11 protein-coding genes are annotated in these 12,842 nt (G+C 65.9%); 8 read left to right on the forward strand and 3 right to left on the reverse strand.

Annotated features, from left to right (window positions below; translation table 11 throughout):
* The first annotated feature begins 161 nt into the window (after positions 1-161).
* From AC0Z35_RS06365 to AC0Z35_RS06380, 4 genes are all read left to right on the forward strand, one after another.
* On the forward strand, positions 162-947 hold the full coding sequence (locus AC0Z35_RS06365) for a 3-hydroxybutyrate dehydrogenase (RefSeq protein ID WP_046803029.1): 786 nt from the start codon (positions 162-164) through the stop codon (positions 945-947).
* Positions 948-992: 45 nt separating this feature from the next.
* Positions 993-1,754, forward strand: coding sequence for a uracil-DNA glycosylase (locus tag AC0Z35_RS06370; protein WP_485131101.1), 762 nt, complete (start codon positions 993-995; stop codon positions 1,752-1,754).
* A gap of 278 nt (positions 1,755-2,032) precedes the next feature.
* A complete protein-coding gene (locus AC0Z35_RS06375) occupies positions 2,033-3,829 on the forward strand; it encodes a DEAD/DEAH box helicase (protein ID WP_046803027.1) in 1,797 nt (598 codons plus the stop codon).
* Between the two features lie 151 nt (positions 3,830-3,980).
* Positions 3,981-5,168: a class I SAM-dependent methyltransferase gene (locus AC0Z35_RS06380; protein ID WP_485131638.1), complete on the forward strand. Its 1,188-nt coding sequence runs from the start codon at positions 3,981-3,983 to the stop codon at positions 5,166-5,168.
* A 51-nt stretch (positions 5,169-5,219) separates the two neighbouring features.
* Here the strand turns inward: AC0Z35_RS06380 and AC0Z35_RS06385 are convergent, their stop codons facing one another.
* From AC0Z35_RS06385 to AC0Z35_RS06395, 3 genes are read right to left on the reverse strand one after another with little or no spacing between them, the layout of a single operon-like run.
* Positions 5,220-6,329 carry a tRNA nucleotidyltransferase/poly(A) polymerase-related protein gene (locus AC0Z35_RS06385; RefSeq protein WP_485131100.1) on the reverse strand — a complete coding sequence of 370 codons (1,110 nt, stop codon included), beginning with the start codon at positions 6,327-6,329 and terminating at the stop codon, positions 5,220-5,222.
* Positions 6,326-8,476: a lytic transglycosylase domain-containing protein gene (locus AC0Z35_RS06390; protein WP_219991374.1), complete on the reverse strand. Its 2,151-nt coding sequence runs from the start codon at positions 8,474-8,476 to the stop codon at positions 6,326-6,328. Before AC0Z35_RS06390 ends, AC0Z35_RS06385 begins: the two co-directional genes overlap by 4 nt.
* A 20-nt stretch (positions 8,477-8,496) precedes the next feature.
* Positions 8,497-8,643 (reverse strand): hypothetical protein, encoded by a 147-nt coding sequence (locus tag AC0Z35_RS06395; protein ID WP_485131099.1) that lies wholly within the window; start codon positions 8,641-8,643, stop codon positions 8,497-8,499.
* A 67-nt stretch (positions 8,644-8,710) separates the two neighbouring features.
* Between AC0Z35_RS06395 and AC0Z35_RS06400 the strand changes: the two genes are divergently transcribed.
* From AC0Z35_RS06400 to AC0Z35_RS06415, 4 genes are all read left to right on the forward strand, one after another.
* Positions 8,711-9,385, forward strand: coding sequence for a 5-formyltetrahydrofolate cyclo-ligase (locus AC0Z35_RS06400; RefSeq protein WP_104142823.1), 675 nt, complete (start codon positions 8,711-8,713; stop codon positions 9,383-9,385).
* Between the two features lie 221 nt (positions 9,386-9,606).
* On the forward strand, positions 9,607-11,037 hold the full coding sequence (locus AC0Z35_RS06405; protein ID WP_046803025.1) for a circularly permuted type 2 ATP-grasp protein: 1,431 nt from the start codon (positions 9,607-9,609) through the stop codon (positions 11,035-11,037).
* Between the two features lie 2 nt (positions 11,038-11,039).
* Entirely contained in the window at positions 11,040-12,014 is a 975-nt protein-coding gene (locus tag AC0Z35_RS06410) for an alpha-E domain-containing protein (RefSeq protein WP_046803024.1), read from the forward strand.
* Between the two features lie 15 nt (positions 12,015-12,029).
* Positions 12,030-12,833, forward strand: a complete 804-nt coding sequence (locus AC0Z35_RS06415; RefSeq protein WP_046803023.1) for a transglutaminase family protein — start codon at positions 12,030-12,032, stop codon at positions 12,831-12,833.
* Positions 12,834-12,842: the final 9 nt, after the last annotated feature.

The following is a 12,842-nucleotide window of genomic DNA, read 5'->3' on the forward strand; positions in this document are numbered from 1 at the left end:
CCGGGCGTTCAGCCGGCGCTCAAGCTGAAGGACTACCATCGGATCAATTCCTTGCGGATCACCAGCGCGGCACCGGCCGGCGATTCGCAAGGCCGTCTGTCGCCGGCCGTCGCGCCCTGGGCGCATACACCGGCCGGCAATCCTTGTCCGGAGGTAGCAGCATGTCCCAGTTGAATGGAAAAGTGGCCGTCGTCACAGGCGCGGCCAGCGGCATCGGCAAAGAAATTGCGCTGACCCTGGCGCGCGCGGGCGCCACCATCGCCATTGCCGATTTGAACCAGGCCGGCGCGGACGCGGTCGCGAAAGAAATCGAGCAGGCCGGCGGCAAGGCGATGGGTGTCGCCATGGACGTCACCAGCGAAGACGCCGTGAACCAGGGCATCGACAAGGTGGCGGCCGCCTACGGCAGCATCGACATCCTGATCTCGAACGCCGGCATCCAGATCGTCAATCCCATCGAGAACTTCGCTTTTTCCGACTGGAAAAAGATGCAGGCCATTCACGTGGACGGCGCCTTCCTGACCACCAAGGCGGCGCTCAAGCACATGTACAAGGACGATCGCGGCGGGGTGGTGATCTACATGGGGTCGGTGCACTCGCACGAGGCCTCGCCGCTGAAATCGGCCTATGTCGCCGCCAAGCATGCGCTGCTGGGTCTGGCGCGCGTGCTGGCCAAGGAAGGCGCCGCGCACAACGTGCGCTCGCATGTCATCTGCCCGGGGTTCGTGCGCACGCCGCTGGTCGAAAAGCAGATCCCCGAGCAGGCCAAGGAACTGGGCATCAGCGAAGAAGACGTGGTCAAGAAAGTCATGCTGGGCAACACGGTGGATGGCGTTTTCACCACGGTCGAAGACGTCGCCCAGACGGCGCTTTTCCTGTGCACCTTCCCCAGCGCGGCCCTGACCGGCCAGTCGTTCCTGGTCAGCCATGGCTGGGTGATGCAGTAGGGAAACGCGCGGCGCGGCGGCCGCCCCTATGCCAAAATCGCGCCCATGCCGATTGATAACCGCCTGACTCCCAACGCCCTCGCCGCCCACACGGCCGCACTGCCCGCCGCCTGGGCGGCGGCCTTCAAAGACCCCGCCGTGGCCGATGCCCTGGCGCGGGCCACCGCCCATGTTGAAAAGCGCCTGGTCGAAGGCGCCGTCGTCTATCCCGCCACGCCGCTGCGCGCGCTGTACGGCATGGCGCCGTCGGACGTACGCGTCGTGATCCTGGGGCAAGACCCGTACCACGGCCCCGGCCAGGCTCAAGGCCTGGCGTTTTCGGTGCCCGACGACTGCAAGCGCCCTCCCAGCCTGCGCAACATCTTTAACGAAATCGCCCAGGAATACCCAGGTACCCCTATCCCCGCCGGCAATGACCTTAGCCCGTGGGCGGAACAGGGTGTATTGCTGCTGAACACCTGCCTGACGGTGGAGGACGGCCAGCCCGCCTCCCACGCCAAGCGCGGCTGGGAAACAGTGACGGATGCGTTGATCGCACTCGTCGCGCAAGACCCCTCGCCCAAGGTGTTCATGCTGTGGGGCGCCCATGCGCAGGCCAAGCGCTTGTTGCTGCCGGACAACAACGGCCACCTGGTGCTGATGGCGAACCACCCCTCCCCGCTGTCCGCCCGCAGGCCGCCCGTCCCGTTCCTGGGTTGTGGGCACTTTCAGATGACCAACGCGTGGCTGGTGAACCAAGGGAAAAACCCTATTGATTGGGGACTGGACAAAAAAATAATTCCCTTGCAAGGCGAAATCGGGTTATGATCGCCGCACTGCACAAAACGAGTTCGGCATTTACCGCTTTGATTTAGCGGAATTTTTTGCAGTCTGCCAGGCAAGCTAGCCTGGCCCCCATGCCGAACTATCATCGATTCCTGACCTCCTTTCCTTTCGCCCTGCGTTCCAATCTGTATAAGAGAACGCGCCACGCGCACGGTTGATTCGGTCGGCACGATGCTCCATCAACCGTCGCCTGGATCCGGCCGCCTACTCCCCTGGCCCGACCAAGCACTGCGTCGCATTGTCTGCGGCAAGGGAAAGTAATGTCTTTCGAAACTCTGGGTCTTGCACCCGCTCTGTTGTCGGCCGTTCAAGAAGCTGGCTTCAATACCCCCACCTCCGTCCAAGCCGCTGCCATTCCGCAAGCGCTGGCCGGTCACGACCTGATGGTTTCCTCGCAGACGGGCAGCGGCAAGACCGCCGCCTTCATGCTGCCGGCCCTGCACCGTATTGCCCAGATGCCCGCCAACAAGGGCGTCGGCGTGCAAGTGCTGGTGCTGACCCCCACCCGCGAACTGGCTCTGCAAGTCACCGAAGCCACGGCCACCTACGGCCGCAAGCTGGCTGACCTGCGCACCGCCACCGTCGTGGGCGGCATGCCCTACGGCGCCCAACTGAAGGCCCTGTCGCGTCGCGTTGACGTGCTGGTCGCCACGCCGGGCCGCCTGATCGATCACCTGCAATCGGGTCGCGTCAAGCTGAACACCGTGCACACGCTGGTGCTGGATGAAGCCGACCGCATGCTGGACATGGGCTTCATCGAAGACATCGAAACCATCGTCAGCCGCCTGCCGGAAGATCGTCAGACGCTGCTGTTCTCGGCCACGCTGGACGGCACGATCGCCAAGCTGGCTGCGAAGATGATGCGCGACCCGCAGCGTATCGAGATGGCCGGCGCCAAGGAAAAGCACACCAACATCACGCAAAGCCTGCTGTACGCGGACGACGCCAGCCACAAGATGCAATTGCTGGATCACGTGCTGCGCGACGCCAAGCTGGATCAAGCCATCGTCTTCACGTCCACCAAGCGTGGCGCTGACGATCTGGCCGATCGCCTGGCCGACCAAGGCTTTGCCGCCGCTGCCCTGCACGGCGACATGAACCAGCGCCAGCGCACCCGTACGCTGTCGCAACTGCAACGCGGCCAGCTGCGTATTCTGGTTGCCACCGACGTTGCCGCCCGCGGCATCGACGTGCAAGGCATCAGCCACGCCGTTAACTTCGACCTGCCGATGCAAGCCGAAGACTACGTGCACCGTATCGGCCGTACCGGCCGCGCCGGTCGCAGCGGCCTGGCGTTCACGCTGGCTACGCACTCCGAGCGCCACAAGGTTCGCCGTATCGAGCACTACATCGGCCAAACGATTACGCCGGAAACCATCGCCGGTCTGGAACCCAAGCGCACGCCGCGCCCGTCGGCCGGCGGCAGCGGCGCCCCGCGTGGCGGCAAGCCGTTCGGCAAGCGTCCTGGCGGTTTTGGTGGTTCGCGCCATGAAGGCGGCGGCTACCAAGGCAACCGCGAAGGTCGTTCGTTTGGCGGCCCGCGTGAAGGCGGCGCACCCCGTGGCGAATTCAAGCCGCGTGAAGGTGGTTACCAAGGCAACCGCGACAGCGCCCCGCGCGAAGGCGGCTACCAAGGCAATCGCCCCTTCGGCGACCGCCCGGCCCGTTCGTTCAGCGATCGTCCCAGCTTCGGTGATCGTCCCCAGCGCGAAGGCGGCTACCAGGGCAATCGCCCGTTCGGCGACCGTCCCCCGCGTGAAGGCGGCTTCCGTGGTGGTGACCGTGACGCCCGCCCCAGCTTCGGCGGCGACCGTCCCAGCTTTGGTGACCGCCCCCAGCGCGATGCCCGCCCGTTCAGCGAGCGTGCTCCCCGCGAAGGCGGCTTCCGCGGCGCTGACCGTGACGCCCGCCCCAGCTTTGGCGATCGTCCTGCCCGTGAAGGCGGTTTCCGTGGCGGCGACCGTCCGGAAGGCGGCTTCCGCGCCAAGCCCGCGTTCGACAAGCGCCCCGGCGGCCCCGCCAAGCGCTTTGCCAAGCCGGCTGACCGTCGCGGCTAAATCGCCCCGCTAAGCCCGCAGTAAAAAACCCCGCGTTCGTCGCGGGGTTTTTTTTGTTCATTGTGCATTACCGTCGCCAGACACCCGCCCACAGCCGGACGGCCGCACCTTTTTTTGGGAAAATGCCGTCATGCCTACGCCCGAACCCGCCATGCAACGCCCTGCCCCCGCCAACCTTCCCCCGTTGTCACCCGCCGCCCAGGCGCATAGCGACGCCGCCGCCGCACAGCTGCGCGCCGCCATTACGGCCAATGGCGGCTGGTTGCCGTTTGACCACTGGATGGCGCAGGCGTTGTATGCGCCGGGGTTGGGCTATTACGCGGCCGGCAACGTCAAGTTGGCCGATGGCAACGACGACGCCAAGGCGCCGGCGGGCGACTTCGTCACCGCGCCGCAACTGACCCCGCTGTTTGCCCGCACCGTTGCCCGTCAGGTTGCGCAGGTGCTGCGGCAGACGCAGACACAAGCCGTGCTGGAATTTGGCGCGGGCACGGGCGCGCTGGCCGAAGGCGTGCTGCGCGAGCTGGATGCGCAGGGCCTGGACCAGACGCAATACCTGATCCTGGAAGTGTCTGCCGACTTGCGCGCGCGCCAAGCCGAACGCCTGGCCGCTTTCGGGGACCGCGTGCAATGGTTGGACGCCTTGCCCAACGCCTTCGCCGGCTGCGTGCTGGCCAACGAGGTGCTGGACGCGATGCCCGTATCGCTGTTTTGCTGGAGCGAGGACGGCGCCGTGATGGAGCGCGGCGTGGCGCTGGACGCGCAGCAGCACTTCGTCTGGAGCGACCGCCCCGCATCGCCTGCCTTGGCCGAAGCCGTCGCCGCGCGCATGCCGGCGTTGCCCGGCTACGTGTCCGAAATCAATCTGCAAGGCGAAGCCTGGATTGCCGCGATGGGCAGTTGGCTGGAGCGCGGCGCGGCGCTGCTGGTGGACTACGGATTTCCGCGCAGCGAGTTCTACCACCCGCAACGCGCGGGCGGCACGCTGATGTGCCATTTGCGTCATCACGCGCACGGCGATCCCTTCACCGCGCCGGGCTTGCAGGACATTACCGCGCACGTGGATTTCACCGCCATGGCCGATGCGGCGCTGGAAGCTGGCCTGCAAGTGCTGGGCTACACGTCGCAGGCGCGCTTCTTGATGAACGCCGGGTTGATGGATTTGCTGGGCCAGTTGGACCCGTCGGATGTGCAGCAATACGCGCAGGCTGTGGCGCCGGTGCAAAAGCTGCTGTCCGAGGCGGAAATGGGCGAGCTGTTCAAGGTGCTGGCCGTGGGCCGTGGCATCACGGAACCGCTGACAGGTTTTTCACGCGGCGACCGTTTGGGCAAGCTGTAGCGGCGGGCAAAGTTGTGGCGGCGGGCCAAGCCGTCCGGCTGGCACGCCGAGCTATCCGGCTCGCAGCCGGTCCAGCCTTGCTTGCCGGACACTGTCCTTGATGCGCGCCGGGTCGCCCGCGCAAGCTTTCGCAATGGCGCCTGCGTCCACACCGCGCACCGCATCCGCCCTTGCCTGCCAGGCGCCCATGTCCACCGGGCGCAGGATGGCGGCGGTTTTCAGCAGATCGAAAAAGCGCTCGGGCTTGCGCAGCGCGTCGGCGCGTTCCATCAGCGCCATCTGCGCCTCGGTGGCGTCGCTGTTGTTGGCGGCTTGTTCAGCCGCGTCCAGGCCCAGCAATACCTCGGGCAACAAACGCGCATAGTCGTTGCATTCGGTGGGCACGCGCATGCGTCGGCCCAGCGCCTCGCGCTCGGGCGTCAGGCGGCACAGCAGCGCGTATCGGCCGGGCATCGACAACCCCAGCCCGGCCGCGCGATCCACGTCGGCACCCACGTCGGCAACGCCTTGCAATTCGGGCATCACGCGCGCCAATGCGCCGGAATCTTGCAGCACATCCAGCATGCGCGACGGCTTTTTAGCCATCAGCCCGCGCGACAATTCCTTCCACACCCGTTCGGCGACCAACGCGTCGGCCTCGCCCGCGTCGACCATCGCGCGGCAAAGCGCCATCGTCTCGGGCGCCACGGAAAAATCATCAAAGCGGGCGGCGAAGCGGCCCAGCCGCAGGATGCGAACCGGGTCTTCCTGGAAAGCTTCGCCCACGTGGCGAAACACGCGCGCGTGCACGTCGGCCACGCCGCCCAACGGGTCTACAAGCGTGCCGTCCTGCGTCTGGGCGATGGCGTTGACCGTCAGGTCGCGACGCCGCAAGTCTTCTTCCAGCGTCACGTCGGCGCCGGTGTAGAAAGTAAAGCCCTTGTAGCCACGGCCCGACTTGCGCTCGGTGCGCGCCAGGGCGTATTCCTCTTTGGTGCGCGGGTGCAGGAACACGGGGAAATCCCCGCCGACGGGGATGAAACCCCGACGCACCATGTCTTCGGGCGTTGCGCCCACCACCACCCAGTCGTGGTCACCCGGCTTCAAGCCCAGCAGCGCGTCACGCACCGCGCCGCCCACGATATACACCTGCAAGCCGTTGATGGCGGGGTCCTGCGTCATGGAATCGAGGTACTTTCGGCGCCCAGCGGCACGATGTTGCCCAGGCGCTCTTTCAGGGACTGCGGCTGGCCGGTGAACATTGCCGCGTAATACACCGAGTTGGACATCACGTTCTTCACGTAATTGCGCGTTTCGTTGAACGGGATGGTCTCGGCAAAGATCGCGCCTTCGACGGGATGCGAGAACGTCGAGCGCCAATTGTGCGGACGCCGCGGCCCGGCGTTATAGCCCGCGCTGGCCAGCATCTGCGACCCGTTCAGGTCGCGCAGCACCATGTTCAGGTAGTTGGTGCCCAGTTCGGTATTGGTGTCGAAATCGTTCACGCTGGCGGGCGTGAAATCGGTCATGCCGATCTTGCCCGCCACCCACTTGGCCGTGGCCGGCATCAGTTGCATCAGACCCGAGGCGCCCACGTGCGAACGCGCGTCCATGATGAAGCGCGATTCCTGGCGGATCAAACCGTAGACCCATGCCGGGTCCAGCGCGATGGCGTTGGCCTTGGCGGTGACACGGCCTTCAAACGGCGCGATGAAACGCTGGCTGAAGTCGAACTCTTTTTCGGTGCGATCCGACGTGTTGACCACGCGGTCGTAGATGTTTTCGGCGCGGGCCAATTCGGCGGCCGCCATCAACTGGCGGTCGCTCATGCCGCGCAGCGTGAAGTTCCATTCCGGCACCGCTTCGGCACGCCAGCCCAGGCGGAACAACTGCACGGCGCGCTGCAAGCCCGGGTTGGCGCGGGCCTCGGCGATTTCGCGGTCGTTGATGGGCGCCGGGCGCGGCGGCACATTGATGCGGCGGCCCAACTCTTCGGCCGACAGCTGGCCGTAGAAATCGAAGCGGTCGGCGATGCTGGCGTACAAGGCGTTGGCCTGATCCTTGCGGCCAGTGGCCGCCAGGCCGCGCGCCTTCCAGTACACCCAAGACGTGTCGTTGCGCTGCGCGGGCGGCATCTCGTCGATGGATTCGATCACCCACTTCCAGTCGATCTTGGGTTGGCGCAATGCGGCGCGCACCTTCCAGCCGGCGTTGTATTCCGTCATGCGGATGTGGCCGGCTTCGTGATACCAGTCGTCGGCGCGGCTATCGAGCTTCAGCGCCGCCATCAGGGCGTATTGCCCGCGCACCCAGGCCAGGTTGGGCTTGGACATGGACTTGGCCCATTCGCGGCGCAGGTAGGAATCGGCCACGCTGACATCCGATCGCGCCAGCCGCGCCAAGGCGATGGTGACCAGTTCTTTTTCGTTGCGGCCCACCGGCATGCGGTCTTGGCGGGTCAGCCATTTCATCGGGTCCTTCATCAGGACGTCGTACGTTTTCAGGTCGCGCGGCTCGAACATGTACTGCACCAGCTTGCGCGCGTCCGTCGTCTTGTCGGCCTCGATGGCGTCGCGCAGTTGCGGTTCCAGCTGTTCCCAGCCCAGGATGCCGTCGGCCACCAATTGGTCGTACAAGGCCCAGCAGGCGCTGCCGGGCGCGAAGGCGGACATGGCTTGCGCGGCGGTCGCGCGCTGGCCGGTCATGTGCTTGGCGTCAAGAATGGCGCATTCGATCTGGGCGTTGCTGTTCTTGACCGGCGCCAGCTTGCGCACGGTTTCGAAATCGCCACTGCGGGCGGCGGCCAGCAGCCAGTCGCCCCGCAGCCGGTCGGCCAGGTAGGCGTCGCCATTGCTGCTGATGAAGCGTTGCAGGTCGGCCGTGGGGCGGCCGGTGGCCGGCGGCGTCCAGAGCTGATAGCGCAGCAGCCAGTATTCGGGGTACATGCCCAGCGTGTCGGACTTGGCTTGCGGCACCAACGCGCCCAGGATGGACCACTGCTTGCGGTTCATGGCTTCGCGCGCGGCCACGACGGCGGCCAGGGCGGGCGTGTCGGCGGTAGGGGGCAGGCCGGCCAGCACCGCGGGAGGAACGGCAATCAGCGGTTGTGCCGCCGATTGCGCCGACTGCACGGGCGGCTGGGGTTGCGTGTTGATGGCGGCGCTGCGCTGTTGCGCATCCACCGGCGCACAGGCGGCGGTGAACAGCGCCAGCAACGGCAGCCAGCGGCGCAGGGCCAGGCGGGTGTCGGGCGTGTCAGGCTTGTCCCTGGCTTGCGGGGATTTCCGATGGATTTTCTGATACCGTCCAGATTGCTGCGCACGTGTCATGCCGCGTCCCTGATTTGCCGTCATACGAAGGCCTTGCCACACAGCTGCACGACATTGCCCGACAGCCGCATGGCCGATGGCATGTCCGCGTGCATGTTCACGTGCATGTCCACGTGCATGTCCACGTGCATGTCCACGTGCATGTTCGTGTACATATCCGTACACATGCCTCTATTCCGCATGCCCGATTCCAGCACGTTCGCCTTCATTGTCCACCCCCATTACAGCCACTGCATGACTACGCAAAATACTCCAAAGGATACCGCAGTCCAGCACCGCACGCGATTGCGGAAACTGCGTGCCGAAATGCCTGAAGACCAGCGCAGCCGCGGCGGTTTGTTGATGCGCGCGCGCCTGTTCACCTGGCTGAATGTGGCCCGCGACGAAGCTGTGCGCGCCGGCCGCCCCGCCCCCGCCACGGTCGCCGCGTTCTGGCCCATGGACGACGAGCCCGACCTGCGCCCCCTGCTGACGCAGTGGGTCGAAAACGGCGTCGGCGTGGCGCTGCCCGTGGTGCGCGAGCGCAATGCGCCGCTTTCCTTCCTGTCCTGGACGCCCGACGCCGAGCTGCGCGCCGGCCCCTACGGCATCCAGGAACCCGTTGCCGGCCCGGACGTGCTGCCCGACGTGGTGCTGGTGCCCACCCTGGGTTACACCGAACACGGCGACCGCCTGGGCTACGGCGGCGGCTACTACGACCGCACCCTGGCCGCGCTGCGCGAGCGCGGACATCCTTTCATCACCATCGGCATCGCCTGGAGCTGCGGCGAGCTGGATGCCGACTACCAGGCCGCTCCCCACGACTTCCCGCTGGACGCCGTGCTGACGCAAGACGGCTGGGTGCCCGAGGCGCCGCTGTCCCAAGGCGGCCCCGGCGGCACCACCTTGCATACGTTCCGCATGAACTGACGCACCAGATGCGCCCGGTGGCGCGCACCAAAGCGGTGCCATCGGTCGCAGCGGGGATGGCGTTTTTGCGTCCTTCAGAGGATATTGTGCCCACGGGCCCTGTGTCCCCGAAAGCTGGCATGCAGGTTGCTTATTGTTTGTGACCGGCCAATCATCGGCCGGGTTGACGGCGTGCAAGCCGGCCACCACAAGCCGGCAGCAGGCACAGCATCGGAGGAGCCATGAAGGACAGACCATCCCGTCCCGCCGCTTATGACGAAATGCGCGACAGCGCAGGCGGCATACGCTCCCAATACCAGGCGTTCGAACGCTGGCACCAAGAGCAGTCGGCCGAGGCCATGGCCGTGCGCCGGCTGGAAGCCGACCTTAGCTTTCGCCGGGTCGGCATCACGTTTTCCGTCGCCGGCGACGCCGCCGGCACCGAACGCCTGATCCCGTTCGACCTGATCCCGCGCATCATTCCCGCCGACGAATGGCGCCACCTGGAAGCCGGCCTGAAGCAGCGCGTGCGCGCGCTGAACATGTTCATCCACGACATCTACCACGGCCACGACATCGTGCGCGCGGGCATCGTGCCGGCCGAACAGGTATTCCTGAACGCCCAGTACCGCCCAGAAATGCAAGACGTGGACGTGGCCGAGGACATCTACTGCCACATCGCCGGCGTGGATATCGTGCGGGCCGGTGCGGGTGAATTCTATGTGCTGGAAGACAACCTGCGCGTGCCCTCGGGCGTGTCGTACATGCTTGAAAACCGCAAGATGTCGATGCGGCTGATGCCCGATGCTTTCAGCCGCATCAAGGTCGAACCGGTGGCGCACTATCCCGACCTGCTGCTGGACAATCTGCGCGAAGTGGCCCCGCATGGCGGCGACGATCCCACCGTGGTGGTGCTGACGCCCGGGATGTACAACTCGGCCTACTTCGAACACGCGTTCCTGGCCCAGCAGATGGGCGTGGAACTGGTCGAAGGGCAAGACCTGTTCGTGGAACAGAACACCGTCTACATGCGCACCACGCAAGGCCCGCGCAAGGTGGACGTTATCTACCGCCGGCTGGACGACGATTTTCTGGACCCGCTGTCGTTTCGGGCCGATTCGGCGCTGGGCGTGCCCGGCCTGCTGTCCGTTTACCGCGCGGGCCGCGTCACGCTGGCCAACGCCATCGGCACCGGCATCGCCGACGACAAATCCACCTATCTCTACGTGCCGGACATGATCCGGTTCTATCTCAGCGAAGAGCCCATCCTCTCCAACGTGCCAACCTGGCGTTGCGGGCGGCCTGATGAACTGTCACACGTGCTGGCCAACATGCACGACCTGGTGGTCAAGGAAGTGCATGGCGCCGGAGGCTACGGCATGCTGGTGGGCCCGTCCGCCAGCCGCGCCGAGGTCGAGGCCTTCAAGGAACGCGTGCGCGCCAACCCGGCCAACTACATCGCGCAGCCCACGCTGGCGCTGTCTACCGTGCCAACCTATGTGGAATCCGGCGTCGCGCCGCGCCACATCGACCTGCGCCCGTACGTGCTGTGCGGCAAGGACATCCGCACGGTGCCCGGCGGCCTGTGCCGCGTGGCGCTGACCGAAGGCTCGCTGGTGGTCAACAGCAGCCAGGGCGGCGGCACCAAAGACACCTGGGTTCTGGAGGACTGAACATGCTGAGCCGAACCGCCGACAACCTGTTCTGGATGTGCCGCTACATTGAACGCGCCGAAAACACGGCGCGCATGCTGGACGTGAACCTGCAAATGTCGCTGCTGCCGCAAGACCCGCAAACGCGCGAAGGCTCGTGGCTGGGCGTGCTGCGCATCTCCGAGCTGCAAGGGCTGTATCAAACCAAGTACGCGTCCATCTCGCCCAACGACGTGTTGCAGTACATGGTGCGTGATCCGGAGAACGCATCGTCGATCTATTCCTGCATGCGCGCGGCCCGGGAAAACGCCCGCGCCGTGCGCGGCAGCCTGACCACCGAGGTCTGGGAAACCTACAACACCACCTGGCTGGAATTGCTTAAGCATTTGCACACAGGCCTGCTGGAACGCAACCCCGGTGAGTTTTTTGAATGGGTGAAGTTCCGCTCGCATCTGGCGCGGGGCGTCACGATCGGCACGATGCTGGAAGACGAGGCGCTGTATTTCCTGCGCATCGGCATGCACCTGGAACGCGCGGACAATACCGCCCGGATGCTGGACGTGAAATTCCACGAACGCGGCAGCCAGGCCACGACGGAAGCGCGCGGCGAAGGCTCGGGCACCGCGGCGCTGCAAAGCGAGTTCTATCGTTGGTCGGCACTACTCAGTTCAGTGTCCGGGCTGGAGATCTACCGCAAGGTGTACCGCGACGTCATCACGCCGGACCGCGTGGCCGAGCTGCTGATCCTGCACCCCGACATGCCGCGTTCGCTGCTGTCGTCGATGCGAGCCGTGTCCGAAGACCTGGCGCGCGTCTCCAACCAACGCTCAACCGAGACCCAGCGCCGCGCGGGCATGCTGTGCGCCGAGCTGCAATTTGGCCGCGTCGAGGACATTCTGGATAGCGGCCTGCACCAATACCTGGACCATTTCCTGGACCGCATCAACGATTTGGGCAACCGGATCAGCCAGGACTTCCTGGTCCCGCTGTCGGCATAACACGGAGACAGCCCCATGAAACAGTTCATCACGCACGTCACGCACTACCGCTACACGGCGCCGGTTACCTACAGCATCCAGACGCTGCGCATGACCCCGCGCGACGACGAACACCAGCGCGTGCTGCGGTGGCACATCGAAGCGCCCGGCGCGTTGGAAAAGCAGGTGGACGCGTACGGCAACATCACCCACACGCTGACCTTGAACCGCCCGCACACCGATATCGAACTGCGTGTGGTCGGGCAGGTGCAGGTGGCGCCGCTGACGCGTGGCCTTTTAGGTAGCGAAGACAGCCGCCTGCCCGTGCACGCCTATTGCGTGCAGACGCCGTTGACCCAGGCGGACGACACCATTCTGGCCTTCGTGCGCGGCGTGCTGCCCAATGGCCTGGGCACCCAGGACGACATCCTGGCGCTGGCCAACGCCATCAGCGACCGCGTGGCGTACGAACCCGGCACCACCGACGTGACCACGGCCGCCAACCAGGTGCTGGCGATGGGCCACGGCGTCTGCCAGGACCACGCCCACCTGTTCCTGGCCTGCGTGCGCGGGTTGGGCGTGCCCGCGCGCTACGTCAGCGGCTACGTGCACACCACCACCGAACACTCGGCCAGCCACGCCTGGGCCGACGTGTTTTTGCCCGACATCGGCTGGACCAGTATCGACGTCACCAACCGCCAATTCGCGTCCGACAGCCATTGCCGCCTGGCCGTGGCGCGGGATTACGATTCCGCCTCGCCCGTGCGCGGCGTGCGCAGCGGCGGGGGTGAAGAATCCATGGAGATCAGCGTGCAGGTGCAGACGTCCGGCCAGCAATAACCGCCGCGC

Source organism: Achromobacter sp. 1L-A-4-B-C2 (genome assembly GCF_057291955.1).

Excerpts from the sequence above, each read along its gene's own strand:
- AC0Z35_RS06415 (WP_046803023.1), top strand. The coding sequence starts at position 12,030 with ATGAAACAGTTCATCACGCACGTCACGCACTACCGCTACACGGCGCCG.
- AC0Z35_RS06380 (WP_485131638.1), top strand. The coding sequence starts at position 3,981 with ATGCAACGCCCTGCCCCCGCCAACCTTCCCCCGTTGTCACCCGCCGCC.
- AC0Z35_RS06370 (WP_485131101.1), top strand. The coding sequence starts at position 993 with ATGCCGATTGATAACCGCCTGACTCCCAACGCCCTCGCCGCCCACACG.
- AC0Z35_RS06410 (WP_046803024.1), top strand. The coding sequence starts at position 11,040 with ATGCTGAGCCGAACCGCCGACAACCTGTTCTGGATGTGCCGCTACATT.
- AC0Z35_RS06390 (WP_219991374.1), bottom strand. The coding sequence starts at position 8,476 with ATGACACGTGCGCAGCAATCTGGACGGTATCAGAAAATCCATCGGAAA.
- AC0Z35_RS06400 (WP_104142823.1), top strand. The coding sequence starts at position 8,711 with ATGACTACGCAAAATACTCCAAAGGATACCGCAGTCCAGCACCGCACG.
- AC0Z35_RS06405 (WP_046803025.1), top strand. The coding sequence starts at position 9,607 with ATGAAGGACAGACCATCCCGTCCCGCCGCTTATGACGAAATGCGCGAC.
- AC0Z35_RS06395 (WP_485131099.1), bottom strand. The coding sequence starts at position 8,643 with ATGTGTACGGATATGTACACGAACATGCACGTGGACATGCACGTGGAC.
- AC0Z35_RS06385 (WP_485131100.1), bottom strand. The coding sequence starts at position 6,329 with ATGACGCAGGACCCCGCCATCAACGGCTTGCAGGTGTATATCGTGGGC.
- AC0Z35_RS06365 (WP_046803029.1), top strand. The coding sequence starts at position 162 with ATGTCCCAGTTGAATGGAAAAGTGGCCGTCGTCACAGGCGCGGCCAGC.
- AC0Z35_RS06375 (WP_046803027.1), top strand. The coding sequence starts at position 2,033 with ATGTCTTTCGAAACTCTGGGTCTTGCACCCGCTCTGTTGTCGGCCGTT.